The following is a 25,968-nucleotide window of genomic DNA, read 5'->3' on the forward strand; positions in this document are numbered from 1 at the left end:
CCGTTCGGCGCGCTGCGACGCCGATGCATTGCAATCCAGTATGAACAAGGCGCGGCAGCGTCTGCGCCATGGCCGCGGCAGTGTATCATCGGCCCGATATCCACCTGCCGCGGAAAACGATGCCCAAGCACCCGATGCGTACCCTCCTGCTCGCCTTCGCCGTTGCCCTGGTGGCAAGTGGCTGCGGCATCGTCTACCGGCAGCCGATCTACCAGGGCAATCTGCTGGAAAAGAATGCGGTCGACCAGCTGCAGGAAGGCATGAGCAAGCAGCAGGTCCAGGGCCTGCTCGGCACGCCCTCGATCCAGGACCCGTTCCACCAGGATCGCTGGGACTACGCTGCCACCGAGCGCACCGATCGCCGCGCCCGGACCCGGGTGAAGAACCTGACCCTGTGGTTCGAGAATGACGTCCTGGCCCGCTGGGAGGGCGAGTACTTCCCGGAGCAGGACGCGGAACTCGCCAAGTCCGCCCGGAAACAGTTCGGCCCGAACCTCGCGCGCGACCGGAAGTAACGGCACCCGCCTTCCCGGTTTTTTCCGGCGGCACCGTGTGTCAGGGCTGCCGCCTGGCCGCGCGCCGGCGGCGTGATTCCTTGGGGTCGACCTGCAGCGGTCGCAGCAATTCGATGCGGTCCCCGTCACCCAGAGGTGTCCGCACGTCGACCACCTCGCCAAACACGGCCCAGCGCCCCACCGGGTCCATCCAGCCCGCCGCGTGCAGCGCGTCCTCGACGCACGCCCCCTGCGGCAGCTCGACTTCGACCGACTCGAAGCGCCGCGGCCAGGCGCGGATGAGCGTCACCTTCATTCGGCTCCGCGGTCGGCGACCTTGATGAAGTCTTCCACCATCCGGTCGGCCAGGCTCTGGAAGCCCACCGCCATCGCGGGGCCAAGCAGCTTCACGGCCGGCTCGAACGTCAGCGTGAGCGTCACCTTGCAGGCCGATTCGTCCAGCGCGTGGAATTCCCAGCGGCCGGACAGGCGCCGGAATGGCCCGTCGACCAGCCGCAGGTCGATGTGGTGCGGCGGCTCGAGCGTGTTCTCGGTGGTAAACCACGTACGCAATGCACCGAGCCCAAGGTCCAGCCTTGCCACCATGCGGTGCTCGGAGGATTCCAGGACCTGCGCCGAATCGCACCAGCCAAAGCGCCGCGGATAGGCGCCGACGTCGTTGACGAGCGCGAACATGCGGGCGGCGGAGTGTTCGACCAGAGCGGAGCGGCGGATGGTGGGCATGGCGTCCAGTTGGGGCACTGATGGCCGGATGTATCGCACGCCACCTCCGCTTCGGGGACAATGACGCGATGAGCAAGAACAAAAACCAGAACGCCAAGGATAAGGGAAAGGGTGGTGGCGGGACCATCGCGCTCAACAAGCGCGCCCGCCACGACTACCACCTGGAGGAACGCTTCGAGGCTGGCCTTGCCTTGCAGGGCTGGGAACTGAAGTCCATCCGCGCCGGTCGCGCCAACATCGGCGAGAGCTATGCCGTGGTCCGCAACGGCGAGATGTTCCTGTTCGGTGCGCAGATGACGCCGCTGATCTCGGCGTCCACGCACGTGGTTGCCGATGACCGCCGCACCCGCAAGCTGCTGCTGCACCGGCGCGAGATAGACAACCTCATGGGGCGCATCCAGCGCGACGGCTACACCGTGGTGCCGACCTCGATGTACTGGAAAGGCAACAAGGTAAAGGTCGAGCTGGCGCTGGCGAAGGGCAAGCAGGACCACGACAAGCGGCAGGCCAGCAAGGACCGCGACTGGGCGCGCGAGAAACAGCGCGTCATGCGCGGCCACAACAAGAGCGCCTGACCAGGGCGCCCGGCCCACTCAGACGGATTCGACCGCGCCTGGCAGGGTGAAGTAGAAAGTGGCGCCCTGCCCCTCCCGCCCGGCGGCGCGGATGCTGCCACCATGCCGCTCCACGATGCGCTTCACCGACGCCAGGCCAATGCCATGGCCGGCGAAGTCGGTCTGGTCGTGCAGACGCTGGAATGGCCGGAACAGCTTGTCGACATATTCCTGGGCGAACCCGGCCCCGTTGTCCCTGACGATGAACTCGTCGCCCTCGCGGCCGAACTCCACCCGCGGATGATCCACCCCACGGGTGAACTTCCAGGCATTGCCGAGCAGGTTGACCAGCAGGCTCCGCAACAGGGTCGGGTCGCCCTCTACCAACAGGCCGGGTTCGACCACTGCCTCGACGTGGTACTCCCTGTCTCCCGCGCGCAACTCATCGATCACCTCGTGCGCCATGCGGCTCAGGTCCACGCGCTCCCGGTTCAAGGGGCTGCGCCCGACCCGCGACATCTTCAACAGTGCATCGATGAGCTCGCCCATGCGCCCGGCCGCATTGCGGACCCGCTCGAGATATCCCAACCCCGCCTCGTCCAGGCTGCCGGCGTAGCGCTCGGCCAGCACCTTGCTGAAGCCATCGATGGCCCGCAACGGCGCGCGCAGATCGTGCGAAACACTGTAGGCGAAAGCTTCCAGTTCCTGGTTGGCCTGGCTGAGCTCACGGGTGCGCAGGGCCACCCGGGCTTCGAGCGTGCGGTTGAGCGCGTGTACCCGCGCCTCCGCGCGCAGGCGCTCGGTCACGTCTTCCACCTGCACCAGGCCGGCGATGTCCTGCTCCACGCTGCTGGGCAGCGGTGCATACGTCAGCTGGGCATGGCGCGGTTCTCCCCCCTGCCGATGCAGGCGACGGGTCTCGCGGCGCACGCCCTCGCCCAGGTCCTTCATGGCCTGGCGGGTATCGGTCGTGACCGGGGACGTCTCACCGTCGTCCTCGAACAGGGTGTGGAATCCGGCTCCGACCAGCGCCTCCGGCGTGCGCCCGACGATGGTCGAAAACGCTTTGTTAGCCTCGACGATCGCGCCGTCGCTGTCCAGGAGGACCTTGCCGATCGCCGAATACTCCATCGCGGTACGGAACCGCTGCTCGCTGCGGCGATAGTCGCCCGTCATCCGGACCGCGATGGCGTGCGCTCGCGACTCGGTGCGTGCCAGCATCCAGGCGATGGCATACATCAGCAGGGACGCGAACAGCCCCACCGCGAGGGTGCTCTGCAGATTCTTCAATCTCGGGGCGGCTGCCGCGACAGGGGGTGAGTCGAACTCCACGCGCCAGCGGCGTCCGTGCAGGTCGAGCTCGGTGTGGTGCCGGAAGGCAGGGACCTGCGAGTCCGCTTCGGTGCTCGCTGTGTACAGCAGCGCGGCGTCGTCTCCGGACACGTCATAGATGCGGAAGCGGGCATCGCGTTGCTCACGCGGCGCCAGGACCTCGCCGACCAGCTGCTCGAGCTTGAACGGCATGTACACCCAGCCCAGCATCGCCTCGCGCCGGGCCTGAGGGGTCACGGGTCGGATGTCGCCACGGTATACGGGCAGGTACAACAGCAGTCCCGTGGACCGGGCAAGCGGGTCCTGGACCAGGTGTACCGGCCCCGACAGCGCCGGCTCGCCGGTTTCCATGGACCTCAGCATCGCCTCCCGGCGGGTCGGCTCGGAGAACATGTCGAATCCGATCGCGGCGACGTTCTCCGCAGTCCGGGGCTCCAGGTACAGGATAGGACCGTAGTTCTCGCGCTCCCCTTCCGGCCGCACGTTCAGCGTGCCCCAGCCGGCGTTGCTCCACTCCTCCTGCAGGTCTCCCACCCGCGAGCCGCGCAGGTAGCCGGCAAAGCCCAGGCCGACCATGCCCGGGAATCGCCGGGACAGCTCCATGCCCTCCACGTAGCCATACCACTGCTGCGGCGTGGGGCGCTCGACCGAGGCGAACAGCGATGTGCCGCCGCCGCCTACCAGTTCGTAGTTGACCAGCTGTTGCCGGATCAGCTCGGCCACCTCCTCCGTGCGTGCGACGAAGGCGGCCTCGGCCACGCGCAGTTCGCGCTCGTAGGCCATCCGCCACAACGCGAAGACGGACCCCACCGAGGCGAGAAGCACCACCAGCGCCCACAGGTGTCCGCGCAGCGGGCGCAGCCTGCGTGCGGGGGTCTGGGTGGGCTGCGCTCGGTGCTGGTCGTGCATGGCCGGCAAGCATACAAGGCGCGGCCACCGCCGCGCTCCCCCAACGCCAGGCGGATGGCTGAACCGCCGCTACGAAAGCGCTCCCGGGCCCTTGAGTACCGGACGGGTGGCCCTATACTGGCTGTGTCAGCAATCTTGTAGTCCCCGGGGGTGCACTGGCTTCGACGGGGGTCGCGAAATCGCTTGGCGCATGCCGAGGGGGTAGCTTTCCTCGTAAATCCAGCTGCAAACTTTTAGTTGCCAACGACGACAACTACGCACTGGCCGCTTAAGGCCTAAGCCCCGAAACCGCTTGTGTCCGTGCTCGCGATGTAGGGTCATTTATCACGGAATCGCCGGGAGTGGCTGCCTGCCAGCACCCGGTTAACACACAGCAGGCTGGTCCGCCGATGCGCTTTGCGCACCGTGCTGTCGGTGGATGAGATCCAACGGTGAGCTAAGCATGTAGTGCCGGGGATGGAGTGCCTTCGGACGGGGGTTCAATTCCCCCCACCTCCACCAATTCAAGCTCCACGCAGTGAAGCTCCAAAGCAATCAGGACGAGCCGGAATCCGCAAGGGTCCCGGCTTTTTCTTTTCCCGCCCGGGGCTCACCGGAGCAATGCCGTCACCATTGCGAATCCGAGCCAGGCTGCGAGCAGGCCCAGCCCCACGCTCGCGCCTGTGTACATCGCCGCCAGCAGCGGTTCGCCCCGCCGCAGCAGCGACAGCGCATCGAGTCCGAACGCCGAGAACGTGGTGAACCCGCCGAGCAGGCCGGTGAACACGAACAGCCTCGCATCGTTGCCGAGCACCGGATGCCGATCAGCCAAACCTGCCAGCAGCCCCACCACCAGGCAGCCCAGCACGTTGACTGCGAAGGTGCTCCACGGGAATCGCGCGTGGGGCGCCAGCTGCAGGACGAGGTTGCCGAGGGCGTAGCGTGCAACGGATCCGATGAAGCCGCCTAGACCCACAAGGATGAGTGCTTTCATCCGGCCACTTTACCCGCGGCACCGCAATCAGTGCCCAAGCAGTTCCAGCTGGCAGCGAAGCTGCTCCGCGTACGCTTCCCGGTCCTGCGCGCCCGGCGTGTGCGGCGCGCGTGGATATACCTGCAACATGCCGTCACCGGTCCGGCGCGGGTGCACGTGGAAGTGCAGGTGCGGCACTTCCTGGCCTGCCGCCTCGCCGATCGAATGCCAGAGACTCAGTCCGTCATTCTGGAACCTCTCCCCCACCGCCCGTGTCACGCGGACCAGCATGGTCATCAGGGCAGCTCCAGTTGCGGTGTCCAGCTCGCGGATGTCCTGCAGGTGCCGCCGCGGAACCACGAGCACATGGCCCGGATTGAACTGCCGCAGATCGATGAAGGCGACGGCCAGCTCATCTTCGCACACGATGCTCGAGGGTCCGACCCCGGCGACGACGGCGCAGAACGGGCATCCGCCAGGGGATTCGCCCATCAGTGCCGTACCGGACGGCGCATCAGCGCCGCAAGCGCGAGTCCTGCGCCAAGCGCGGCGTAGATGCCGCCCATGGAGCGCGCCGGGAGGTGTATTTCGAAGCCTGGCGTGAGCCGCGTCGGCACCAGGTGGTAGTCCACCAGGTAAGCCGCCGTGGTCACGGCCGCCGCCGCTGTCAGCGGGTGCGGTGGCCGGCGCCTCGCCAGCAACCATTCGAATCCGGTGGCCCAGAACACGGTGCTGGCATGGTGGATGGCCACGCCCGCCGCGGTATGCCGCAGGTCCACCTCATGGCAGCGTCCGGCGGATTCTCCCCAAAGCACATGGCTGGTAGCGTTGGGGGCGCTGGCGAGGCTGCCGGTGCGTCTCCGCGCAAGCAGCGCGAAGGCCAGGCCCGACGCCGCGGCGGCTATCGTGCCCGACCCCACTGCACGGCGCAGGAGGCCGCCCCAATCAGGCGGCTCGGCGCCTTTGGATGGCGAAAAGATGTGCTGCTGAGGATGCGTCGCCATGCGAGTCCTCCTGATGCATCAATGGCGGAGCCGAGGTCGCAGGCTGCACCCCGGTCCGTAAAGCGCACGTGTTGCCGAGCGGAGCATCAGCCTCAAGACACCCTCAGTACGGTTTGGCCACCATCAGGTAGAAGATCACGAGGAACGCGGCAAGAGCCGGGAATCCGAGCGTGGTCCAGATCCGGAACCGCCGCCAATACTCCGGTGGCAGCGGCTCGCCCGCCGCATCGGCGGCCGCGGCGATGTCCCTCAGGCGCACCTGCAGCCACACCACGGGCAACCAACAGGCAGCGGCGAACACGAACAGGATCGTGGACCAGACGATCCACTTCGCGCCAAGGGGCACCCCCATCAGGTGGGCCAGGTAGAAGCCGCTCACCGGCTGCACCACCATGGTGGTCGCGGTGAACAGCCAGTCGGCGATCACCACCCAGCGCGCGACGACCGCCACGGCGTGCACGTCCCGCGTCCTGCTGACGAAGAACAGGTAGAAGGCGGTGCCGATGCCCGTCCCGAACAGCATGGTCGAGGACAGGATGTGCAGCCACTTCACCACGAAGTACTCGGTCATGCGCGCTGCTCCGGGCGGTCCAGCTCATGCAGCAACCAGATGGCCGCCAGCAGCGGGATGTTCTTCAGCACCGGGCCATAGGGGTGCGCCCAGAACTCCGGCAGCCACAGGGTGATGGCGAAGGTGTACCCCAGGATGAGCGCCGCTTGGAGCCTGTAGACGAGCTGCCGGCGCAGGCCCGGCCACAGCATCGCGACGCCGAGCACCAGATCAAGTAGCGCCGCGCCGTACAGCGATATCCATCCCGTCGTTCCAGTCAGGCCGGTGCGGGCCAGCAGGCCCAGGCTGTCGGGTACCGGATACACCCACAGGGAGACGACGGCGGTAACGACCCACATCAGCGCCAGGGCCACGCGCAGGACCGGCAGGAGCCAGCGCAACTGGGCGCTGCGCCTCACCTCGCCGGCGCTTGCGGATTCAAGGAAGTCCCCGGGATCTAGCGGAGGCCTTCCGATCAGGCGTACCAGCGCGTCCGCGGGTGCACAGTTGCCCCGTTCGAGCATCTTCAATGTATCTGGATTGCCGATGGATCCGGGCACCTTCCCCATCAGCCACACGCCGGCCCTGGACAACCAACCGGGCACCGGCACTACGACTCTGCGCCGCAGGCCCATCGGTGCCGCCAGCGCATCGAGATAGCCGCGCAGGGTCAGCGGACGCGGGCCGACGACGGCCACCGTGGCGGGCGGCTCCGCGGCAGCGACCGCGGCCACCACGGCTGCGCATACATCATCCAGGTGCACCGGCTGCAGGCATTGTGGCCCGCCCCGCGGAAGTGCGAGCGCCGGCATCGTCGCCAACATGGTGAACCATCGGGCACTGGGCCCATGGGCGGAGAACACCAGCGACGGCTGCAGGATGCTGGAGGACACGTCGAGCGACACCAGGCACCGGTCGGCCTCGCGCTTGCTGCGGTGGTAGTCGGTTTCGGCGTCTTTGTCGGCGCCCAGCGCCGATATCTGGACCACGCGCCGTACACGCATTCGCGCGCAGGCTTCGAACAACGCGCAGGGCGCGCGCACGTGAATCGCCTCGAAGGTCTGGCTGCCATGCGAAGAGAGAATCCCGACGGCATTGATGACCGCGTCCACACCCTCGAGCCGCGGCAGCCAGTCCGACGCGGAATGGTCGGTGAGATAGTCGATCCCGACCGCGTCGATACCCGGCCAACGGCGGCTGGCGGCAGCGACGTCGCGCACGCCCACCACCACGTCGTGACCGGCGCGCCCCAGCGCATCCACCAGGGCACTGCCGAGGAAGCCGGTGGCGCCGGTCAGCAGGACTCGCATCGTGCTGCCGACCCTGGTCCGAGCAACAGCTGGGCTCCGTGGAAACGCGCGCTGCGCCGGGCAATGGTGTCCGGGGCCGTGGCAAGCGCGCTATGCACCGTGGTGGTCTCGCTCGGGGCGCGGGGCGTCGGCCGGCGCCCGGCACGCGGCACCAATGCCACCAGCCACTGGGTCTGGGGAGATGCCGCCGCCGACCAGGACCCTGCGAGCGTGCGATACACGGCGGTCGGCTACCTGATCCACCATGCCAGCTCCGTGTTCTGGGCGACCTTCTACGAGCGGTGGTTGCTGTCGCGGATTCCGCTGTCCAGGCGGCCGGCCATCGCCGCTGCCGCGATGGCCGGCGTGGCCTACACCGTCGACTACAAGGTGGTGCCGCGTCGGTTGACCCCAGGTTTCGAGTTCCACCTCTCCAGACCCTCCATTCTCGGCGCGTACGCGGCGTTCGCCGCGGGGCTGTTCCTGGTTGCCGCCACGCGCCGCCGCTAATACCGATATGTGGCGCTCTGCATTTCGCCTCCCTGCCCGCCCGTGCGTCACCGCGGCGGGGAAATGTTGTCCCACCTTCGCGCAGCTGCGCGTGAAGCCTTTGGAGAAAAAGTCTTGAGCGAGTCGAGCCGCACTCCCGTCCTGCTGATCGTGGACATGATCAACCCGCTCGACTTTCCGGGTGGGGCCTCGATGCGGCCCCTGGCCATCGAAGCGGCGAAGCGGCTGGCCAAGCTCAAGAAGCGGTTCCGCAACAGCGGCCGTCCGGTGGTCTACGTCAATGACAACTTCATGGACTGGAAGGCCGACTTCAAGGAGATCGTTGCGGTGGTGGGCCATGACACCCCGGGCGCTCCGCTCGCCGAGCTGCTTGCTCCGGAACACGATGACTACTTCGTACTGAAACCCAAGCATTCGGGCTTCTACGAGACGCCCTTGCCGACGCTCCTGGAAAAGCTGCAGGCAGGCCGGCTGGTGGTCACGGGGGTGGCCACCGACGGCTGCGTGCTCGCGACTGCCACCGATGCGCATATCCGGGAGTTCGACGTGCACGTGCCCCGGGACTGCGTTGCCGCCATCAGCACCGAACGCACGGAGCGTGCGCTGGCGCTGATGAAGGCCTCAATGCACATCGATGTGCGGACCTCGCGCTACGTCGATCCATGAGCGCCGGCCCCGTCCTCGGGCGTCGCCTCGCCGGCTTCGGCAAGGCGACGATTACGACGGTAGATCGCTTGCCCCAGCACCGCGGTGGCGAGCAATGCGACGTTGGTGAAGACGAAGACCCAGTTATCCAGCATCCAGCTGTAGACAGTGAAGCCGACGCTGGCGGTCACCTGACCGATGAACAGCCATGAGGAAACGCCGGCGGTACTCCGGCTGCGCCACTGCACCCAGACCTGTCGCCCCAGCGTAGCCAGCAGGACCGCCGAGGCGGCCCAGCCCAACGCGTCGGCACCCACCGGTCAGTGCCGGCCCTTCAGCATGTCGTCCCGTGCCTGCTCGGCACGGGAAGCGCCGATCTTGGTCTCGACGTTCTTGACCTCCTCCGGTGGCGGCAGCACCGCCGGCAGTCCAAGCGACTGGATCCACAGTTCGCGTGTCCAGCCAGTCGTATGCAGGAGGTGGTGGTGCTCGTCCTCGGCCACTGCCTCGTAGGCCTTCTTCAACACCTTCGTCTCTTCGCCACTGCCCTTCTCGGCGACCAGGCCGATCAGCTCCCAGTTGAGGTGGTCCTTGGTTTCCGCGAGTACCACGCATTCGCCGGCCACCAGCTCGGCGGCCGCCGGATCACCGGCGTCCTGGGCCATCTGCATGGCCTTGACCAGTGACTCCCCGTGGTGCGCTACCACCTCGCGCCCCGGGGTCATGGTGCCGGGATCCAGCCCGAGCTCGGAGAAGACGTTCAGCAGCACCTTCTGGTGGGTGCGGGTTTCATCGAGGTATTCCTCCCATTCCTTGTGCAGGTCTTTGTTGACCGCGCACTCGAGCGCCTTCTGGTAGACCTTCTCGCCACCGAGCTCGGTTTCCAGTGCCTGGTAGAGCAGCTCGTGGAGCTGCGCCTTGTCGTACTGCTTCTTTGCCATGGGGACGTTCCTTGCGGGAGGGAGACCGCAAGTTAGGCCAGCGCGCGTCTGTGTCCCGTATAGGCGGGCACGGTCATTCGTCCAGCGGCAGCCGCACCACGACCGTTGTCCCGTCCGTCCCGCCCTCGCCTGTAATCTCGCCCCCGTGGGCGGTAGCGATTTCACGGGCGATCAGCAGCCGCATGCCCAGCCCCTCGTCGAACGGCACCGCCTGCGGCATCCTGAACAGGCCGTCCAGCTGCACCATCCCGCCCTCCACCGGCGGCGCCGCGAGGCGGAGACTGAGGACCTCCCCATCCCGCGATGCCCGGAGGGTGATCGTGCCCTGGGGATCAAGTGCCTGGGCCCAGTCGAGCAGGGTCCCCAGCATCTGCGTGAGCCGTTGGGCATCCCCCAGGACGTTCGCCTCGTCCAGGCTCTCGGGCAGGTCCACGCTGACCGCAGGACGGGTGGCGCAGACAAGCTCCACCAGCATCGGCACCCCCAGCGGCTCCTTCGTACCGACCAGCCGCGCCTTGCGGGCGCGCATCCAGTCCGACACTTCCTGGACCATCCCACTCAGGCGGGATGTCTGCCGGTCGATGATCTCCAGCAGCTCCTTCTGGCGCTGTGGATCCACGTCATCGCGCCGCAGCAGGTAGGCGGCCGTCTGCAGCGGCGACAAGGGGCCACGCAGGTCATGGGCGAGCCGTTCAAGCAGGTCCACGCTGTGGTCGGGTGAAGCATCAGGCATCGGTCGGCTCCTCGTCGTGGCGTGCGCGGTCCGGGCCGCTGCACAAACGGGCGATGGCGTCCAATGCCGGGGGTTTCACCAGGTGTTCGTCGAAGCCGGCCTCGCGGGTGAGGCGGCGGTCGTCGGGCTGTCCCCAGCCGGTGACGGCGACGATTGCCATGTTCCGGCATTCCGGCTGGGCGCGCAGGGTCCGCGCAAGCTCGTATCCGCTCATGCCGGGCATGCCGACATCCAGGAACACGATGTCGGGACGGAATTCGCGCACATCGGCGATCACCGTATGGGGCGTGTAGTGGCGATGCACGTCATGACCGAGCATCTCGATCATCATCGCCAATGTATCGGCGGCGTCGCGGTTGTCGTCGGCGACCACCACGCGCTTGCCTCCGGACGCGGAGCGCTCGACGGCTCCCGCCGGTTCCGTGCTCTCGGGGCCGGTCGGCTCGCACACATGCGGGAAACTCACCTTGAAGGTGGAGCCCTGTCCCGGACCGTCGCTCTGCACGGAAACCTCCCCGCCGTGCATCTCCACCAGCCTGCGCACCAGGGTCAGGCCGATGCCGAGCCCACCGTGGGTGCGGTCCACCGCCGTGTTGACCTGCGAGAACATCTCGAAGATGCGTTCGGTCTCCTCGGGTGTCAGGCCGATACCGGCATCACGTACTTCAAGCTCGACGCGCTCCTCCGCGACCCGCGCCAGCAGGTGGATGTGGCCCCCGGGCTCGGAGTACTTCGCCGCGTTGTTGAGCAGGTTGGACAGCACCTGCGAAAGCCGGGCCTCGTCCGCCACCAGGTGCACGGGCGACTCCGGCACCTCCACGACCAGCTCGTGCTCACCCGCCTCGACCGTCGGCCGGGCGGTTTCCACCGCGGACTGGACGATGTCCTGGAGCACCGTCGGGTGCCTGCGCAGCATCAGCTTGGCCTGGCTGATGCGGGCGATATCCAGCAGGTCGTCGATCAGCCGGACCAACTGCGCGACCTGGCGCTCCATCAGTCCCTGCAGCGGATCCTCGCTATCCGCCCCGGCCATCGCAAGCCGGCGGATGCTCAACGCGTTCTGGAGCGGAGCCAGCGGGTTACGCAACTCATGGGCCAGGGTGGCGAGGAACTCGTCCTTGCGGCGGTCGACCTCGCGCAGCAACTGCTCGACCCGGGTCCGCTCCAGCACCTCGCCATGCAACTCGACGTTCTGTGCGCCCAGCGCGGCATTCGCGCGCCGCAACGACTCGTTGAGCACCTCGAGCTCGCGCGCCTGTTCGGCCTGCAAGGCACGGTTGGCGGCCTCGAGCTGGGCGTTGGCGGCTTGCAGCTCCGTCCTTTTCCGGTGCAGCTCCGCCAGCACCACCACCTTGCTGCGCAGGATCTCCGGGATCACCGGAACCATCACGTAATCGACGGCGCCGAGCTTGTAGCCCCTCAGGCGATCCATGTCGGTAACGTTCACCGCCGTGACGAAGATGATCGGGGTCTTCTCGAAACGCGGGTGCTGGTGGATCATGCTCGCCGTTTCGAAGCCGTCCATGCCCGGCATGTTGACGTCGAGCAGGATCAGCGCGAAGTCGTCCTGCATCAGCAGCCGCAGCGCCTCGTCGCCCGAGTCCGCCTCCACGAGCTCCTCGCCCAACGGCTCCAGGATCGCCCGATAGGTGAGCAACCGGCCCGGCTGGTCGTCGACCAGCAGGATCTTCACCGGTGCGTCGACACCGGCGGGGTTCAACGGTGCAGCCACTGTCGCAGCACCCCCAACAGTTGATCCGTCACCACCGGCTTGGCGAGGTAATCCGAAGCCCCCGCCTCCAGGCACTTCTCCCGGTCGCCCTTCATCGCCTTCGCGGTCAGGGCGATGATCGGCAGTGCCCTGGAATCGGGATTGGCTCGGATGGCCTTCATGGTCTCGTAGCCGTCCATGCCGGGCATCATGATGTCCATCAGCACCAGCGCGATATCGGCGTCCGCCTCGACCCGCCCGATGGCTTCGCGCCCGTTGCTGGCGGTGACCACGTCCATGCCGTGCCGTTCAAGCGCGCTGGACAGGGCGAAGATGTTGCGGACATCGTCGTCCACCACCAGCACCCGCTTGCCGAGCAGCGCATCGTTGGATTCATGCAGGCTTTGCACCATGCGCTGCTTTGCTTCGGGCAGGTCGGCAATCACCCGGTGGAGGAACAGCGCGGTCTCGTCGAGCAGGCGCTCGGGTGACTCCACGCCCTTGATCACCACGCTCTTGGCCACGCGCTTCAGGCGGCGATCCTCCTCGTCGCTGAGGTCGCGCCCGGTAAACACCACCACCGGCACTTCGCTCAGCTTCGGCTCCGCCTCGAGGCGGTCGAGCAGGTCGAAACCGCTCATGTCCGGCAGCCTCAGGTCCAGTACCACGCAGTCGTACGACGTCTTTCGGAGTGCCTCCAGCGCCTCCTCGCCACTGCCGACGGTATCAATCGACACATCGTCGTGGCGGATCAGCTCCTCGATGCTCATGCGCTCGGCCGCATCGTCCTCCACCACCAGCAACCGCTTGACGCGCGGCACCGTGTACTCCTTGATGCGCTGCAGGGCGGCGCCGATGGTCTCGGTGGTTGCAGGCTTGGCGAGATAGGAGAAGGCGCCACGCTCCATGCTGTGGTTGCGCTCCTCCTCGACGGTGACGACCTGCACCGGGATATGGCGCGTGGTCGAGTCCTGCTTCAGCCGGGCCAGCACCGTCCAGCCGAGCATGTCGGGCAGGAAGATATCGAGCGAGATCGCGGTCGGCCGGTACTCCTGCACCAGTCGCAGCGCCTCGTGGCCGCGGGTCGCCACTAGCACGCGGAAACCCTGGGACCGCGCCAGGTCGCGCAGCACCGCTGCATAGCGGGCGTCGTCCTCGATCAGCAGCAGGATAGGATCGCCTTCCTCCAGGACCTCGCGGTCGTCTTCCACGTGGACCGGCACGGTTGGTTCGTCGCTCGGAGCGGCGAGCTGGGCGCGTTCCATGGCCAGGGTGGCCCGGGCTTCATGCGCACTGTCGGCGCCGGTGTAGTTCAGCGGGAGGTACAGGGTGAAGGTGCTGCCCTCGCCCACCTGGCTGCGCAGCCGGAGCTCGCCACCCAGCAGGCCGGCGATCTCACGACTGATCGCCAGACCCAGGCCGGTGCCGCCGTACTGGCGCGAAGTGCCGGCATCGGCCTGCTGGAACGCTTCGAACACGATCTTCTGCTTGTCCGGCGAGATGCCAATGCCGGTGTCGGTGACCTCGAAGGCGACCACGGTGGCGGCCGAATCCAGGACGTCGTGGCCGATGGTCCAGCCGCTGGTGACGGGGCGCGCGACCATGCGCACGCTTCCCTCGGCGGTGAACTTGAACGCGTTCGACAGCAGGTTCTTGAGGATCTGCTGCAGGCGCTTGGGGTCCGTGGTGAGTGCACGGCCGAGATCGCTGGACACCTCGACGGAGAAATCCAGGTTCCGCCTTTCCGCCTCGTGCCGGAACGTGCGCTCCACGTTCTCGCGCAGGTGGCGGAAAGTGATCTCCTCGCTGTCGACGGTGACGGTGCCCGACTCGATCTTCGACAGGTCCAGGATGTCGCTGATCAGGTGCAGCAGGTCGGTACCCGCGGCATGGATGGTGCTCGCGAACTCCACCTGGCGCGGCGTGAGGTTGGAATCCACGTTCTCGGCCAGTTGCTGGCCGAGGATCAGGATCGAGTTCAACGGCGTGCGCAGCTCGTGCGACATGTTGGCCAGGAACTCGGACTTGTAGCGCGAGGTCAGCGCCAGCTCGGCCGCCTTCTCCTCGAGCTCGCGGCGGGCGTGCTCGATCTGCAGGTTCTTGTGCTCGACCTCGTTCTTCTGCTCTGCCAGCAACGCCGCCTTGAGCGCGATGTCCTCGTTGGTCTGCTGCAGCTCCTTCTGCTGCGACTGCAGCTCGCCCGCCAGTTGCTGCGACTGGGCCAGCAGGCGCTCGGTACGCATCGTCGCCTCGATCGTGTTCAGCACGATGCCGATGCTGCGCGAGAGCTGGTCCAGGAAGGCCCGGTGCGAAACGGTGAACTCCGACAGCGACGCCAGTTCGATCACCGCCTTGATCTGGTCCTCGAACAGCACCGGCAACACGATGACGTTGCGCGGCACCATTTCCAGCAGGCCGGAACGGATCTGCACCGAGCCCGGCTCGACGTCCTCGATCACGATCATCCGCGCCTGGGCGGCGCACTGGCCGACCAGGCCTTCGCCGAACTCCAGGGTGTGCCGGCCCTGGGCGGAGCCGGTATGGGCGTAGGACGCCAGCTGGCGCAGGCGCGGCGCCTCTCCAGATTCGTCGTCATCGACCACGTACATCAGGCCCTGGTGCGCGTTCACCAGCGGCGCGAGTTCCGACAGCAGCATGCTGCCCAGCGTGATCAGGTCGCGCTGGCCCTGCATCATGCTGCTGAAGGTCGCCATGTTGGTCTTCAGCCAGTCCTGCTCGCGTCCACTTTCCGTGGTCGCACGCAGGGTGCCGATCATCACGTTGATGTTGTCCTTCAGGTCGGCGAGCTCGCCGCTCACGTCCACCTGGATCTCGCGTGTGAGATCGCCCTGGGTCACCGCGGTGGCGACCTCCGCGATGGCGCGCACCTGGGTGGTCAGGTTGGCCGCCAGCTGGTTCACGTTGCCGGTCAGGTTCTCCCAGATGCCGGCCGTGCCGGGCACCTTCGCCTGGCCGCCCAGTCGACCCTCGACGCCCACCTCGCGGGCCACGGTGGTCACCTGGTCGGCGAAGATCGCCAGCGTGTCGGTCATCGAGTTGATGGTGTCGGCGAGCTCCGCGATCTCGCCCTTGGCCTCCACCGTCAGCTTCTTGCTGAGGTCACCGGTGGCCACCGCGGTCACCACCTGCGCGATGCCGCGCACCTGCGTGGTGAGGTTGGTCGCCATCGAGTTGACGTTGTCGGTGAGGTCGGCCCAGGTACCCGCCACGCCCGGCACGGTGGCCTGGCCGCCCAGCTTGCCCTCGGTACCCACCTCGCGCGCCACGCGCGTCACCTCGGCGGCGAAGCTGTTGAGCTGGTCCACCATCGTGTTGAGGGTGTCCTTGAGCTGCAGGATCTCGCCCTGGGCGTCCACTCCGATCTTGCGCGAGAGGTCGCCCTTCGCCACCGCGGTCGCGACCTCGGCGATATTGCGCACCTGGCTGGTCAGGTTGGACGCCATCGAGTTGACGTTGTCGGTGAGGTCGGCCCAGGTACCCGCCACGCCCGGCACGGTGGCCTGGCCGCCCAGTTTGCCCTCGGTACCCACCTCGCGCGCCACGCGCGTCACCTCGGCGGCGAAGCTGTTGAGCTGGTCCACCATCGTGTTGATGGTGTCCTTCAGCTCGAGCATCTCGCCCTTTACGTCCACCGCGATCTTTCGGGACAGGTCGCCCTTGGCCACCGCGGTCGTCACCTCCGCGATGTTGCGTACCTGGCTGGTCAGGTTGGACGCCATCGCGTTGACGTTGTCGGTGAGGTCGGCCCACGTGCCCGCCACGCCCGGCACGGTGGCCTGGCCGCCCAGCTTGCCCTCGGTGCCGACCTCGCGCGCCACGCGCGTCACCTCGGCGGCGAAGCTGTTGAGTTGGTCCACCATCGTGTTGATGGTGTCCTTCAGCTGGAGGATCTCGCCCTGCGCGGTCACCGCGATCTTGCGCGAGAGGTCGCCCTTGGCCACGGCCGTGGTCACCTCCGCGATGTTGCGCACCTGGCTGGTCAGGTTGGACGCCATCGCGTTGACCGAGTCGGTCAGATCGGCCCAGGTCCCATCGACCCCGGGCACCGTGGCCTGGCCGCCCAGCTTGCCCTCGGTGCCCACCTCTCGTGCCACGCGCGTCACCTCGGCGGCGAAGCTGTTGAGCTGGTCCACCATCGTGTTGAGGGTGTTCTTGAGCTCCAGCATCTCGCCACGCACGTCCACGGTGATCTTGCGCGACAGGTCGCCCTTCGCCACCGCGGTGGTGACTTCGGCGATGTTGCGCACCTGGCTGGTCAGGTTGGACGCCATTGAATTCACGTGGTCGGTCAGGTCCTTCCAGGTGCCCGCGACGTCCGGTACCTGCGCCTGTCCGCCCAGCTTGCCCTCGGTGCCCACCTCGCGCGCCACGCGCGTCACCTCGGCAGCGAAGCCATTGAGCTGGTCCACCATCGTGTTGATGGTGTCCTTGAGCTGCAGGATCTCGCCCTGGGCGCCCACGCCGATCTTGCGCGAGAGATCGCCCTTGGCCACCGCGGTGGTCACCTCGGCGATGTTGCGCACCTGGCTGGTCAGGTTGGAGGCCATCGCGTTCACCGAGTCGGTGAGGTCCTTCCAGGTCCCGGCCACGCCCGGCACCACGGCCTGGCCTCCGAGCTTGCCCTCGGTGCCCACCTCGCGCGCCACGCGCGTCACCTCGGAGGCGAAGCTGCGCAGCTGGTCCACCATGGTGTTGATGGCCTCCTTCAGCTGGGCCATCTCGCCGCGCACGTCGGCCGTGATCTTGCGCGAAAGGTCGCCGTCCGCCACTGCAATGGTGACCTCGGAGATGTTGCGCACCTGGGTGGTGAGGTTGGACGCCATCTGGTTGACCGAGTCGGTCAGCTCCTTCCAGACGCCGGACACACCTTTCACCTTCGCCTGACCGCCCAGAAGACCGGCGGTGCCCACTTCGAGCGCGACCCGGGTGACCTCGGCGGAGAACTCGCCCATCTGCTCGATCATGCGGTTGACGATCCTCGCCGATCGCAGGAACTCGCCCTGCAGCGGGCGCCCTTCGGATTCGGTCGGGACGCTACGGCTCAGGTCGCCCTTGGCCACCGCGGCGACGGCGGTGGTCATGGTTTCCACGGGGCGCACCAGGTCATCGATGAGCTCGTTGACCGACTGTTGCATCTCCAGCCACGCGCCGGAGTGGTTCGGGCTGACCATGCGCTTGCCGGTCTGTCCCTGGCGGCCGACGACGTCGCCGACGCGAGCCAGCTCCGAAGCCATGTGCCGGTTGTTGGCCCCGATCGCGTTGAAGCAGGCGGCAATCTTGCCGGGCATGCCATCCCAGTGCACCGGCAGCTGGACGCTGAAGTCCCCATCCCGCATGGCACACAGGGCTTCGAGGATGCGGGTGTCGGCGTCGTCCTGCGACCCGATTTCTTCGCGACTGGTGCGGCTGGTCTTTGTTCCCACGCGTGGCTCCCCCCGAGCTGTCTGTGGCCAAAAATCAAAGCAAAATAGCCTACCCCGCGTGAGGGCGATTTCACACTTTTCTAACAGGAGCGGCCGGCCGGGCCACCCGGGGCGCGTGTCCCGCCCACGACGCCTGCACGTCCGCTGCAGCAAAGTGCACGAATGGATTGGACATCACAACTTGGCGTACTCATTTCGACCGCCACCGCGATGGCGCTCGGCGGCGCAATCGGACTGGAGCGCGAACTCAAGAATCGACCCGCGGGCTTCCGTACCCACATGCTGGTGGCCGGTGCCGCCGCGCTGCTGGTCGGCATCGGCCGGCTGGCGCTTGAGGATCCCGGCATCGTCGAGCAGATGACGGAGAACCTCCGGTTCGATCCCCTGCGCCTGGTGGAGGCGGTGATCGCGGGCGTTGCCTTTATCGGTGCCGGCGCGATCTTCGGGAAGCGGGGAAGCATCAACGGCATCACTACCGCCGCCTCACTGCTGATGGTGTCGGTGATCGGCATCGCCGCGGGGTTCAACTACTACGTGCTTGCCACCGCAGCGACCGCGCTGACCCTGCTGGTGCTGGTGGCACTCAAGTTGATCGATCGCAGTCTCGGCCGGAACCGGCCGGAGGGCGAGCATCCCCCGGAGTAGCGGGCGCGCCCCGGGAACTGGCAACAAAAAAACGGGCCCCGAAGGGCCCGTTGTCTATTCTTGCGGCAGTACCTCGATCAGGAGCGGATCGGCACCAGCGTGATCTCGACCCGGCGGTTCTGGGCCCGGCCGGCCTCGGTGTCATTGCTGGCGACCGGACGGCTCTCGCCGGCCCCGGTGATGATGAAGCGGTCGCGCATCAGCCCCTTCGACATCAGGTAGTTGCCAACGGCCTCGGCACGCCTGACCGACAAGGCCTGGTTGTACTGGTCGGTGCCCTTGCTGTCGGTGTGGCCCGCGACCTCGACGATCGTCTGGTTGTACTCGCCCAGGGTCGCGGCGACATTGTCCAGCACCGGATAGAACTGCGACTGCAGCGAGGAGCTGTCGAAACCGAAGGTGATGTTGTCGGGCATGTTCAGGGTGATGTTGTCGCCCTGGCGGACCACGTCGACGCCGGTACCGGCCATGCGATCGCGCAGCTCACGCTCCTGGCGATCCTGGTAGTTGCCGATGGCGCCGCCAGCCAGGCCGCCGACACCGACGCCGACCAGCGCGCGCTGGCGCCGCTCGGTCGCGTCGTCACCGCTCAGCAGTCCGGCCACCGCGCCGACGGCCGCGCCGATGAGCGCTCCCTTCTTGGTGCGGTCGTTGCTCGGATCGGGTTCGTTGTAGGCGTCCTGCTGGCCGTAATAGCCGCCGCCGGTGGTGGCGCAACCTGCGATCAGGGTGCTGCCCATGATGGCGGCTGCAAGTACGAGCTTGGTCGGGTTCTTCATGGTGTGTCCTTCCTGTTGGCTTTGGGCCTGAATAGCAGGCCACAAGCTAAGCATGGACCCGTATGAGGCGGGTGACGGCCCAAACTCCCCGTTCAGGTTCTGGCGGGGAGACCGCCGTCCAGGGGATCAGCGTTCGAGGAAGCGGACCCTGCGCGTGATCGAGCAGGTCAACTCGTAGCTGATGGTGCCCGCGCACGACGCGATACTTTCGACTGGCAGGTCAGGCCCCCACAGGGTGACCGGAGCCCCCACGACACCACCAGCGATTCCCCGCAGGTCGATGGTCATGAGGTCCATCGAAACCCGGCCCACGATCTGCGCGCGCTGCCCCGCCACCATTACCGGTGTACCGGGAGGCGCGGCACGTGGATAGCCATCGCCGTAGCCGATGGCGGCGACCCCGACCGGCATGTCCTCGGGGCATTCCCAGGTGGCCGAGTAGCCGATCCGCTCGCCCTTGGCGATCGTGTTGACTGCGATCAGGCGCGTCGAGAAGGTCATCGCCGGCCGCAGCCCGAAGTCGGCTCCGGTCCGGCCCTCGACCACCGACATGCCGTAGAGGGCGCCGCCGGCCCGCACCCACTCGCCATGGGACTCCGGCCACCCCAGGATCGCCGCGGAGTTGGCCATCGAGCGCTCGCACGGCAGGCCGGCACAGACCTCATTGAAGATCCGCAGTTGCTCGCGGGTCTGCGCACCGCCCGAAGGCGCATCCGCGAACTCGTCGGAACTCGCGAAATGGTGGAGCAGCCGTATCTCCCCCACCACGCCCGGCAGTGCCGACAGGCGGGCATGGGCCGCGGCCACCTCGCCGGGTGGAAACCCGAGGCGATGCATCCCGGTGTCGACCTTCAGCCAGCACCGCAGCGGCTCTCCGGAATCGGCCTGCTCGAGCATCTCGATCTGGCTGGCATGGTGGATCGCCGAGTCCACGTGCAACTGGCGCATGCGCCCGATGTCGGCAAGCTCATTGAAGCCCGACAGCAGCAGGATGGGCTGTGAGATACCCACGGCACGGAGGCGCTCGGCGTCCGAAAGCGCCGCCACGCCAAAGGCATCGGCCCCGCCCATGGCCCGCGCCACCCGTTCCAGCCCATGTCCGTATCCATCCGCCTTCACCACCGCCATGACACGGCTGCCCGGGGCACGCTTTCGGACCTGCGCCAGGTTGTGGCGCAGCGCATCGAGGTGGATGACGGCGGAGGTGGGTCGGGCCATGGAGGGATACTAGTGGAGCTGGTGGAAGTCGAAGCCGGCGTCGCGGATATGGTGGGCGAAGAACTCCCCATGGGAGGCGGCGGTCATCAACCCCACGTGCACGGATTCGGGGACGTCGAGGTAGCGGTAGACCGCGCCGCTGGTGAATTCGATCTCGAGTTCGCGCGTGTCCCGGTCGTAGCCCACGCTCACAAGTGCCTCCGAATCGACCGGCTCGCGTCGCATCGCCGCCCTTACTCGAAGCTGCCGACCGAGTCGTGCGAGAGGTTGTCGAAACGGGTGTATTCGCCGAAGAACTTCAGCTTGATTGAGCCGGTGGGGCCGTTACGCTGCTTGCCGATGATGACCTCGGCGAGCCCCTTGTCGGGGGAGTTTTCCTTGTTGTAGTAGTCGTCGCGATAGATGAAGACGATGACGTCCGCATCCTGCTCAATGGCGCCGGACTCGCGCAGGTCGGCCATCACCGGACGTTTGTCGGCACGGGTTTCCAGCGACCGGTTGAGCTGCGACAGCGCGATCACCGGCACGTTGAGCTCCTTGGCCAGGTGCTTGAGCGAGCGCGATATCTCCGAGATCTCGGTGGCGCGGTTTTCGGTGTTGCCCGGCACCGCCATCAACTGCAGGTAGTCCACCACCACCAGGCCCAGGTCGTGCTCGCGCTTGAGGCGGCGCGCCTTCGCACGCAACACGTCGGGCGACAGGCCGGGGGTGTCGTCAATGAAGATCTTGGCTTCCTTCAGCATCCGGATCGCACTGGTCACGCGGCTCCAGTCCTCGTCCTCCAGCTGGCCGCTGCGCAGGCGCTGCGCGTTGACTCGTCCGTTGGAGGAAATCAGGCGCAGCGCGAGCTGGCTGGCCGACATTTCCATCGAGAACACCGCCACCGCCTTCTTGGTGCGGATGGCAGCGTGCTCTGCCATGTTGAGCGCGAGCGTGGTCTTGCCCATCGCCGGACGCGCGGCCAGGATCAGCAGGTCGGTGGGCTGCAGGCCGGCGGTCATCTCGTCGAACTCGGTATAGCCGGTCGGCAGGCCGGTGACGGTACCGCCCGCGGCGTAGCGCGTCTGCAGGACGTCGAAAGCTTCGGAAAGTGCCGTGTTGATCGCGGTGAAGTCGGTCCGACCCTTCGCGCCGGCCTCGGCGATGGCAAACACCTCCTGCTCGGCCTTGGACAGGATCTCGCTGCTCTCGCGGCCGTCCGGCTGGAAGCCGTCGTTGACGATGCCGGTACCGACCTCGATCAGCTGCCGCAGGACCGCCTTGTCGCGCACGATCTCCGCGTAGGCCTTGATATTGGCCGCCGAGGGCGTGGTGCTGGCGAGTTCGATCAGGTACGCGCCGCCGGCGACCTGCTCGGATTCGCCCATGGACTCGAACCATTCGCCCAGGGTCACTGCATCGAACGGCTTGTTCTTCTCCGCCAGTTCCCGGATGGCCCGGAAGATCAACTGGTGGTCGCGCCGGTAGAAGTCCCGTTCGGTGATGCTGTCGCCGACCATGTCGTAGGCGTCGGGCGCGAGCATCAGCCCGCCCAGCACCGCCTGCTCGGCCTCGATCGATTGCGGGGGCACCCGCAACTGGTCGACGCGCTGCTCGGCGCGGGTTTCGAAACGGGAGTCGCGGTGTTCGCCGCGGAAACCGGGTCGTGCGCTCATCAAGGGATGGTGTCCTGGCAGAGGCCGCCATGCCGGGGCGGCGGCCGAAGAAGCATCCTAGGGCCTGCGGCCCCGGACCGTTGCAGATAAGTCTGTGGATATCACGGTATAAAACCACCGCTCGGGCCGCCCCGCCCTTGTGGCATGGGAACGTCTCAGCCGATGCGACGCAGGCCGATGTGCGCGCCTGTAGGTAACCGTTGATGGGAGCGGCCTTTGTAGGAGCGGCTTCAGCCGCGATCTGCAACCGTGCACCTTCGCCTGCTCTCGATCGCGGCTGAAGCCGCTCCTACAACAATCGGTACAACATCGGCACCTGCGAAAATACGAAGGGCGCCTTTCGGCGCCCTTCGGGTCGATCGGTCGTCGGCGACGATCAGACCACTTCGCCCTCGACCACCACCTTGACGGTGGCTTCAATGTCGGCGTGCAGGTGGATGACCACCTCGTACTCACCGGTGCGGCGGATTGCGCCCTCACCCATGATCACCTCGGACTTCTCGACGGGGTAGCCGTTCTTGGTCAGCTCCTCGGCGATGTCGCGGGTGGTGATCGAGCCGTACAGCTTGCCCTCGGTGGCGGCGTTGGCGCGGATCGTGATGGACACGTCGGCCAGCTTGGCCTGGCGGGCTTCGGCTTCGTCGTGCAGCGCCTTGGCCTTGGCTTCGTACTCGGCGCGGCGCGCTTCGAACTCGGCCAGGTTGGCCTCGGTCGCCGGCGTGGCCTTGCCCTGCGGCACCAGGTAGTTGCGGCCGTAGCCCGGCTTGACGTCGACCTTGTCGCCCAGCTTGCCGAGGTTCTGCACGTTCTGCAGGAGGATCAGTTGCATGGTGTTGCTCCGTATTCGTTAGCGGGGCCGCGGCCCCGCAGCGATGGCTGTCCGAATGACCGGGAGGCCGATCAGGCGTTGTGGTTGTCGGTGTACGGGATCAGCGCCAGGAAACGGGCGCGCTTGACGGCCGTGGCCAGCTGGCGCTGGTACTTCGACTTGGTGCCGGTGACGCGGCTGGGAACGATCTTGCCGGTCTCGGTGAGGTACTGGCGCAGGGTGTTGAGATCCTTGTAATCGATCTCCTTGACACCCTCGGCGGTGAACTTGCAGAACTTGCGACGACGGAAGAATTTGGACATGTGCGTGCTCCTGGAAGGCGTGATCAGGCCGTTTCGGCGTTGTCGTCGGACTTCTCGTCCGATGCGGCTTCGGACTTGTCGCCCTCGCCCTCGTTGCTGTCGTCGTCACGACGACGGCGCTCGCCGCGGTCGCCACGGTCCGGCTTGTCGCTCTTCTCGTCCTTGAACTTCATGATCAGCGACTGCTCGGTGTCGGCCTCGTCACGCTTCATGACGAGGTGGCGCAGCACGGCGTCGTTGAAGCGGAAACCGTCGACCAGCTCGTTCAGCACTTCCTGGTTGCACTCGATGTTGAGCAGGACGTAGTGGGCCTTGACCAGGTTCTCGATCGGGTAGGCCAGCTGGCGACGGCCCCAATCCTCGAGACGGTGGATCTTGCCCTCGCCGCCCTCGATCAAGCCCTTGTAGCGCTCGATCATGGCCGGCACCTGCTCGCTCTGGTCCGGGTGGACCAGGAACACGACTTCGTAATGACGCATGGTGTTTTCCTTGTGGATATCGGCCTTCTGGCCGGGTCAGCCCCCCAGCCGGCGAAATCCGCGCGTGCAGGTGGGGCAAGGTTTCCCCGGCCGGGCCGGAGGAAGCCGCGCATTATGGCAGGTTCGGGGGCGGGGAGCCAGCGTCGACGCGCAGGCGCCCGGCAATACAGCCGCCCCCTGTAGGAGCGGCTTCAGCCGCGATCGGATAGTGGATCGCCCGCGCCGGTTCCTGATCGCGGCTGAAGCCGCTCCTACGACCGAAGGAAGTCCCCGTGGGACAGGGATATCGGCACCGCAGGCCCTCCCGGGAACCGCGGCCCGGTTCAGGCCGCGTCGGCGTCGGTGGTGAAGCTCTCCCCGCAGCCGCATTCGGCGCTGGCGTTGGGGTTGCGGAACAGGAACTGCTCGCCCAACCGCTGCTTGACCAGGTCGATCGTGGTGCCGTCGACCTGCGGCAGGCTCAACATGTCCACGTAGATCCGCACCCCGTCCTGCTCGAACACGGTATCGCCGGCGCGCTCTTCCTTCGCCAGGTCCGCGGTGTGCTGCCAGCCCGAACAACCGGTCCTGGTCACGCCGAAGCGCAGGCCGATCGCGTCCGGGGTCTCGGAGAGGTAGCGCTGCACGCGGGCGAGCGCGGCGGGGGTGAGGCTGACGGACATTCGGCTACTCCTGCATTTCGACGGCTGGCACTGGAATGGCGCCCGGCCATTGCCGGCGTCGATTATAGCGACGCGGCGTGAATGGCTCCGGTAAACTCCCGGACTCTCCATATCTAGCCGGACAGGCGAGGATTCAAGGCATGACGGTGCTCAGCCCATGACGACCACGAGCGTGCAGCATGCGCTGGGGGGCAAGATGCCCGTCGGCGGCGAAGTCACCGTGCGCGGCTGGGTCCGGACCCGGCGCGATTCCAAGGCAGGCCTGAGCTTCGTCAACGTCAGCGACGGCTCCTGCTTCGCCGCCATCCAGGTGGTGGCGCCGGCGAGCCTGCCGAACTACGAATCCGAGGTGAAGCACCTGAGTGCCGGCTGTTCGGTGATCGCCACCGGCGAGCTGGTCGAGTCGCAGGGCAAGGGCCAGGGCTTCGAGCTGCAGGCCAGCCAGATCGAGGTGGTCGGCTGGGTGGATGATCCGGAAACCTACCCGATCCAGCCCAAGCCGCATTCGCTGGAGTTCCTGCGCGAGGTCGCGCACCTGCGCCCGAGGACCAACCTGTTCGGCGCCGTGACCCGCATCCGCCACTGTCTGGCGATGGCGGTGCACCGCTTCTTCCACGAAAACGGCTACTTCTGGATCAGCACGCCGATCGTGACCACGTCCGATGCCGAGGGCGCCGGGCAGATGTTTCGCGTCTCCACCCTGGACATGGCCAACCTGCCGCGCAACGGCAAGGGCGAGGTCGACTTCAGCCGCGACTTCTTCGGCAAGGAGACCTTCCTCACGGTGTCGGGGCAGCTCAATGTCGAGGCCTACTGCCTGGCGATGAGCAAGGTCTACACCTTCGGCCCGACCTTCCGCGCCGAGAACTCCAATACCACCCGCCACCTGGCGGAGTTCTGGATGGTGGAGCCGGAGATCGCCTTCGCCGACCTGATGGAGAACGCCCGGGTCGCCGAGGAGTTCCTCAAGTACCTGTTCCGCGCCGTGCTCGACGAGCGGGGCGACGACATGGCGTTCATCGCCGAGCGCGTGCAGAAGGATGCGATCACGCGGCTGGAATCGTTCATCAACGCGCCGTTCGAGCAGATCGACTACGGCGATGCGATCAAGCTGCTGCAGGCGTCCGGCCACAAGTTCGATTTCCCGGTGGAATGGGGCTTGGACCTGCAGACCGAGCACGAGCGCTGGCTGACCGAACAGCACGTCGGGCGGCCGGTGGTGGTGACCAACTATCCCGAGCACATCAAGGCGTTCTACATGCGCCTCAACGACGACGGCAAGACCGTCGCGGCGATGGACGTGCTGGCCCCCGGAATCGGCGAGATCATCGGCGGTGCCCAGCGCGAGGAGCGGCTGGACGTACTGGATGCCCGTATGGCGCAGTTCGGGCTGGATCCGGAGCACTACCAGTGGTACCGCGACTTCCGCCGCTACGGCTCGGTACCGCATGCCGGATTCGGCCTCGGGTTCGAGCGGCTGGTGGTCTATGTGTGCGGACTGTCCAACATCCGCGACGCGATCCCCTACCCGCGGGCCCCGGGCAACGCCGAATACTGATGGGCCCCCTGGAACTCTACGGAACGCCT

Annotated in this window: 27 protein-coding genes and 1 other RNA gene; 7 read left to right on the top strand and 21 right to left on the bottom strand. The window is 66.9% G+C overall.

All coding sequences use genetic code 11. The features are described from left to right. Positions 1 to 134: 134 nt before the first annotated feature. Positions 135 to 515 carry an outer membrane protein assembly factor BamE gene (locus tag B5D37_RS01775; RefSeq protein WP_078757442.1) on the top strand — a complete coding sequence of 127 codons (381 nt, stop codon included), beginning with the start codon at positions 135 to 137 and terminating at the stop codon, positions 513 to 515. 40 nt (positions 516 to 555) lie between these two features. Here B5D37_RS01775 and B5D37_RS01780 read toward each other — a convergent pair whose 3' ends face one another. Then, positions 556 to 810: an RnfH family protein gene (locus B5D37_RS01780; protein ID WP_078756975.1), complete on the bottom strand. Its 255-nt coding sequence runs from the start codon at positions 808 to 810 to the stop codon at positions 556 to 558. Further along, entirely contained in the window at positions 807 to 1,238 is a 432-nt protein-coding gene (locus B5D37_RS01785; RefSeq protein ID WP_078756976.1) for a type II toxin-antitoxin system RatA family toxin, read from the bottom strand. The genes B5D37_RS01780 and B5D37_RS01785 overlap by 4 nt, the downstream gene beginning before the upstream one ends. 68 nt (positions 1,239 to 1,306) lie before the next feature. Between B5D37_RS01785 and smpB the strand changes: the two genes are divergently transcribed. After that, positions 1,307 to 1,813 carry an SsrA-binding protein SmpB gene (gene smpB / locus B5D37_RS01790; protein ID WP_078757443.1) on the top strand — a complete coding sequence of 169 codons (507 nt, stop codon included), beginning with the start codon at positions 1,307 to 1,309 and terminating at the stop codon, positions 1,811 to 1,813. 18 nt (positions 1,814 to 1,831) lie between these two features. On the opposite strand, the gene B5D37_RS01795 is transcribed toward smpB, so the two are convergent. Further along, positions 1,832 to 4,033: a CHASE domain-containing protein gene (locus B5D37_RS01795; RefSeq protein ID WP_078756977.1), complete on the bottom strand. Its 2,202-nt coding sequence runs from the start codon at positions 4,031 to 4,033 to the stop codon at positions 1,832 to 1,834. A 146-nt stretch (positions 4,034 to 4,179) separates the two neighbouring features. Between B5D37_RS01795 and ssrA the strand changes: the two genes are divergently transcribed. Continuing rightward, positions 4,180 to 4,534, top strand: a transfer-messenger RNA (tmRNA) gene (gene ssrA, locus B5D37_RS01800). Positions 4,535 to 4,622: 88 nt separating this feature from the next. Here ssrA and crcB read toward each other — a convergent pair. The 5 genes from crcB to B5D37_RS01825 all read right to left on the bottom strand — a co-directional run bounded on the left by crcB (position 4,623) and on the right by B5D37_RS01825 (position 7,849). Then, complete coding sequence (gene crcB / locus B5D37_RS01805; RefSeq protein ID WP_078756978.1) at positions 4,623 to 5,006, bottom strand: fluoride efflux transporter CrcB; 384 nt, start codon at positions 5,004 to 5,006, stop codon at positions 4,623 to 4,625. A 27-nt stretch (positions 5,007 to 5,033) separates the two neighbouring features. Further along, positions 5,034 to 5,477 carry an HIT family protein gene (locus B5D37_RS01810; protein ID WP_078756979.1) on the bottom strand — a complete coding sequence of 148 codons (444 nt, stop codon included), beginning with the start codon at positions 5,475 to 5,477 and terminating at the stop codon, positions 5,034 to 5,036. Further along, the gene (locus B5D37_RS01815; RefSeq protein WP_200809172.1) at positions 5,477 to 5,989 is read right to left on the bottom strand and encodes a hypothetical protein; all 513 of its coding nucleotides are present in this window, start codon (positions 5,987 to 5,989) and stop codon (positions 5,477 to 5,479) included. Before B5D37_RS01815 ends, B5D37_RS01810 begins: the two co-directional genes overlap by 1 nt. 103 nt (positions 5,990 to 6,092) lie before the next feature. Next, positions 6,093 to 6,560: a DUF2269 family protein gene (locus B5D37_RS01820; RefSeq protein WP_078756980.1), complete on the bottom strand. Its 468-nt coding sequence runs from the start codon at positions 6,558 to 6,560 to the stop codon at positions 6,093 to 6,095. Next, on the bottom strand, positions 6,557 to 7,849 hold the full coding sequence (locus tag B5D37_RS01825) for an SDR family oxidoreductase (protein ID WP_078756981.1): 1,293 nt from the start codon (positions 7,847 to 7,849) through the stop codon (positions 6,557 to 6,559). Before B5D37_RS01825 ends, B5D37_RS01820 begins: the two co-directional genes overlap by 4 nt. A 78-nt stretch (positions 7,850 to 7,927) precedes the next feature. Here B5D37_RS01825 and B5D37_RS01830 point away from each other — a divergent pair, with 78 nt between their 5' ends. Together B5D37_RS01830 and B5D37_RS01835 are read left to right on the top strand one after the other, a co-directional pair. Continuing rightward, entirely contained in the window at positions 7,928 to 8,338 is a 411-nt protein-coding gene (locus B5D37_RS01830; RefSeq protein ID WP_143814084.1) for a hypothetical protein, read from the top strand. A 114-nt stretch (positions 8,339 to 8,452) separates the two neighbouring features. Continuing rightward, positions 8,453 to 9,004 carry a cysteine hydrolase family protein gene (locus tag B5D37_RS01835; protein ID WP_159447322.1) on the top strand — a complete coding sequence of 184 codons (552 nt, stop codon included), beginning with the start codon at positions 8,453 to 8,455 and terminating at the stop codon, positions 9,002 to 9,004. On the opposite strand, the gene B5D37_RS01840 is transcribed toward B5D37_RS01835, so the two are convergent. The 5 genes from B5D37_RS01840 to B5D37_RS01860 form a co-directional block, all read right to left on the bottom strand. Next, positions 8,989 to 9,300: a hypothetical protein gene (locus tag B5D37_RS01840; RefSeq protein WP_078756984.1), complete on the bottom strand. Its 312-nt coding sequence runs from the start codon at positions 9,298 to 9,300 to the stop codon at positions 8,989 to 8,991. The two genes, B5D37_RS01835 and B5D37_RS01840, sit on opposite strands and share 16 nt — an antisense overlap. A gap of 3 nt (positions 9,301 to 9,303) precedes the next feature. Beyond that, positions 9,304 to 9,924 carry a hypothetical protein gene (locus tag B5D37_RS01845; RefSeq protein WP_078756985.1) on the bottom strand — a complete coding sequence of 207 codons (621 nt, stop codon included), beginning with the start codon at positions 9,922 to 9,924 and terminating at the stop codon, positions 9,304 to 9,306. 73 nt (positions 9,925 to 9,997) lie between these two features. Continuing rightward, a complete protein-coding gene (locus B5D37_RS01850) occupies positions 9,998 to 10,657 on the bottom strand; it encodes a sensor histidine kinase (RefSeq protein ID WP_078756986.1) in 660 nt (219 codons plus the stop codon). Next, on the bottom strand, positions 10,650 to 12,389 hold the full coding sequence (locus B5D37_RS01855; RefSeq protein ID WP_159447323.1) for a response regulator: 1,740 nt from the start codon (positions 12,387 to 12,389) through the stop codon (positions 10,650 to 10,652). The genes B5D37_RS01850 and B5D37_RS01855 overlap by 8 nt, the downstream gene beginning before the upstream one ends. After that, the gene (locus tag B5D37_RS01860) at positions 12,374 to 17,812 is read right to left on the bottom strand and encodes a HAMP domain-containing protein (RefSeq protein ID WP_200809173.1); all 5,439 of its coding nucleotides are present in this window, start codon (positions 17,810 to 17,812) and stop codon (positions 12,374 to 12,376) included. Before B5D37_RS01860 ends, B5D37_RS01855 begins: the two co-directional genes overlap by 16 nt. A 162-nt stretch (positions 17,813 to 17,974) precedes the next feature. Between B5D37_RS01860 and B5D37_RS01865 the strand changes: the two genes are divergently transcribed. Continuing rightward, the gene (locus tag B5D37_RS01865) at positions 17,975 to 18,457 is read left to right on the top strand and encodes an MgtC/SapB family protein (RefSeq protein ID WP_078756988.1); all 483 of its coding nucleotides are present in this window, start codon (positions 17,975 to 17,977) and stop codon (positions 18,455 to 18,457) included. A 77-nt stretch (positions 18,458 to 18,534) separates the two neighbouring features. Here the strand turns inward: B5D37_RS01865 and B5D37_RS01870 are convergent, their stop codons facing one another. The 8 genes from B5D37_RS01870 to B5D37_RS01905 form a co-directional block, all read right to left on the bottom strand. After that, positions 18,535 to 19,236, bottom strand: a complete 702-nt coding sequence (locus tag B5D37_RS01870; RefSeq protein WP_078756989.1) for a YiaD family glycine zipper/OmpA-like lipoprotein — start codon at positions 19,234 to 19,236, stop codon at positions 18,535 to 18,537. A gap of 126 nt (positions 19,237 to 19,362) precedes the next feature. Next, positions 19,363 to 20,454, bottom strand: a complete 1,092-nt coding sequence (gene alr / locus B5D37_RS01875) for an alanine racemase (protein WP_078756990.1) — start codon at positions 20,452 to 20,454, stop codon at positions 19,363 to 19,365. 9 nt (positions 20,455 to 20,463) lie between these two features. Next, a complete protein-coding gene (locus tag B5D37_RS01880) occupies positions 20,464 to 20,679 on the bottom strand; it encodes a KTSC domain-containing protein (protein WP_078756991.1) in 216 nt (71 codons plus the stop codon). Positions 20,680 to 20,687: 8 nt separating this feature from the next. After that, positions 20,688 to 22,109 (bottom strand): replicative DNA helicase, encoded by a 1,422-nt coding sequence (locus B5D37_RS01885; protein WP_078756992.1) that lies wholly within the window; start codon positions 22,107 to 22,109, stop codon positions 20,688 to 20,690. Positions 22,110 to 22,485: 376 nt separating this feature from the next. Further along, positions 22,486 to 22,938, bottom strand: a complete 453-nt coding sequence (gene rplI, locus B5D37_RS01890; RefSeq protein WP_078756993.1) for a 50S ribosomal protein L9 — start codon at positions 22,936 to 22,938, stop codon at positions 22,486 to 22,488. 71 nt (positions 22,939 to 23,009) lie between these two features. Then, entirely contained in the window at positions 23,010 to 23,240 is a 231-nt protein-coding gene (rpsR, locus tag B5D37_RS01895) for a 30S ribosomal protein S18 (protein ID WP_031372470.1), read from the bottom strand. A 23-nt stretch (positions 23,241 to 23,263) separates the two neighbouring features. Next, positions 23,264 to 23,719, bottom strand: coding sequence for a 30S ribosomal protein S6 (rpsF, locus tag B5D37_RS01900; RefSeq protein WP_078756994.1), 456 nt, complete (start codon positions 23,717 to 23,719; stop codon positions 23,264 to 23,266). A 323-nt stretch (positions 23,720 to 24,042) separates the two neighbouring features. Next, positions 24,043 to 24,381, bottom strand: coding sequence for a HesB/IscA family protein (locus B5D37_RS01905; protein WP_078756995.1), 339 nt, complete (start codon positions 24,379 to 24,381; stop codon positions 24,043 to 24,045). A 157-nt stretch (positions 24,382 to 24,538) separates the two neighbouring features. Here B5D37_RS01905 and asnS point away from each other — a divergent pair, with 157 nt between their 5' ends. Continuing rightward, complete coding sequence (asnS, locus tag B5D37_RS01910; RefSeq protein WP_078756996.1) at positions 24,539 to 25,939, top strand: asparagine--tRNA ligase; 1,401 nt, start codon at positions 24,539 to 24,541, stop codon at positions 25,937 to 25,939. Positions 25,940 to 25,968: the final 29 nt, after the last annotated feature.

It is taken from the genome of Lysobacter spongiicola DSM 21749 (genome assembly GCF_900167055.1).
Lineage (GTDB): Bacteria > Pseudomonadota > Gammaproteobacteria > Xanthomonadales > Xanthomonadaceae > Novilysobacter > Novilysobacter spongiicola.

What these genes read in the sequence shown, in the direction of transcription:
- B5D37_RS01850 (WP_078756986.1), bottom strand. Translation starts at nt 10,657, where the DNA reads ATGCCTGATGCTTCACCCGACCACAGCGTGGACCTGCTTGAACGGCTC.
- B5D37_RS01880 (WP_078756991.1), bottom strand. Translation starts at nt 20,679, where the DNA reads ATGCGACGCGAGCCGGTCGATTCGGAGGCACTTGTGAGCGTGGGCTAC.
- B5D37_RS01815 (WP_200809172.1), bottom strand. Translation starts at nt 5,989, where the DNA reads ATGGCGACGCATCCTCAGCAGCACATCTTTTCGCCATCCAAAGGCGCC.
- smpB (WP_078757443.1), top strand. Translation starts at nt 1,307, where the DNA reads ATGAGCAAGAACAAAAACCAGAACGCCAAGGATAAGGGAAAGGGTGGT.
- B5D37_RS01885 (WP_078756992.1), bottom strand. Translation starts at nt 22,109, where the DNA reads ATGAGCGCACGACCCGGTTTCCGCGGCGAACACCGCGACTCCCGTTTC.
- alr (WP_078756990.1), bottom strand. Translation starts at nt 20,454, where the DNA reads ATGGCCCGACCCACCTCCGCCGTCATCCACCTCGATGCGCTGCGCCAC.
- B5D37_RS01810 (WP_078756979.1), bottom strand. Translation starts at nt 5,477, where the DNA reads ATGGGCGAATCCCCTGGCGGATGCCCGTTCTGCGCCGTCGTCGCCGGG.
- B5D37_RS01780 (WP_078756975.1), bottom strand. Translation starts at nt 810, where the DNA reads ATGAAGGTGACGCTCATCCGCGCCTGGCCGCGGCGCTTCGAGTCGGTC.
- B5D37_RS01775 (WP_078757442.1), top strand. Translation starts at nt 135, where the DNA reads ATGCGTACCCTCCTGCTCGCCTTCGCCGTTGCCCTGGTGGCAAGTGGC.
- B5D37_RS01820 (WP_078756980.1), bottom strand. Translation starts at nt 6,560, where the DNA reads ATGACCGAGTACTTCGTGGTGAAGTGGCTGCACATCCTGTCCTCGACC.
- B5D37_RS01825 (WP_078756981.1), bottom strand. Translation starts at nt 7,849, where the DNA reads ATGCGAGTCCTGCTGACCGGCGCCACCGGCTTCCTCGGCAGTGCCCTG.
- asnS (WP_078756996.1), top strand. Translation starts at nt 24,539, where the DNA reads ATGACGACCACGAGCGTGCAGCATGCGCTGGGGGGCAAGATGCCCGTC.
- B5D37_RS01865 (WP_078756988.1), top strand. Translation starts at nt 17,975, where the DNA reads ATGGATTGGACATCACAACTTGGCGTACTCATTTCGACCGCCACCGCG.
- B5D37_RS01870 (WP_078756989.1), bottom strand. Translation starts at nt 19,236, where the DNA reads ATGAAGAACCCGACCAAGCTCGTACTTGCAGCCGCCATCATGGGCAGC.
- B5D37_RS01845 (WP_078756985.1), bottom strand. Translation starts at nt 9,924, where the DNA reads ATGGCAAAGAAGCAGTACGACAAGGCGCAGCTCCACGAGCTGCTCTAC.
- B5D37_RS01905 (WP_078756995.1), bottom strand. Translation starts at nt 24,381, where the DNA reads ATGTCCGTCAGCCTCACCCCCGCCGCGCTCGCCCGCGTGCAGCGCTAC.
- rplI (WP_078756993.1), bottom strand. Translation starts at nt 22,938, where the DNA reads ATGCAACTGATCCTCCTGCAGAACGTGCAGAACCTCGGCAAGCTGGGC.
- rpsF (WP_078756994.1), bottom strand. Translation starts at nt 23,719, where the DNA reads ATGCGTCATTACGAAGTCGTGTTCCTGGTCCACCCGGACCAGAGCGAG.
- B5D37_RS01795 (WP_078756977.1), bottom strand. Translation starts at nt 4,033, where the DNA reads ATGCACGACCAGCACCGAGCGCAGCCCACCCAGACCCCCGCACGCAGG.
- crcB (WP_078756978.1), bottom strand. Translation starts at nt 5,006, where the DNA reads ATGAAAGCACTCATCCTTGTGGGTCTAGGCGGCTTCATCGGATCCGTT.
- rpsR (WP_031372470.1), bottom strand. Translation starts at nt 23,240, where the DNA reads ATGTCCAAATTCTTCCGTCGTCGCAAGTTCTGCAAGTTCACCGCCGAG.
- B5D37_RS01785 (WP_078756976.1), bottom strand. Translation starts at nt 1,238, where the DNA reads ATGCCCACCATCCGCCGCTCCGCTCTGGTCGAACACTCCGCCGCCCGC.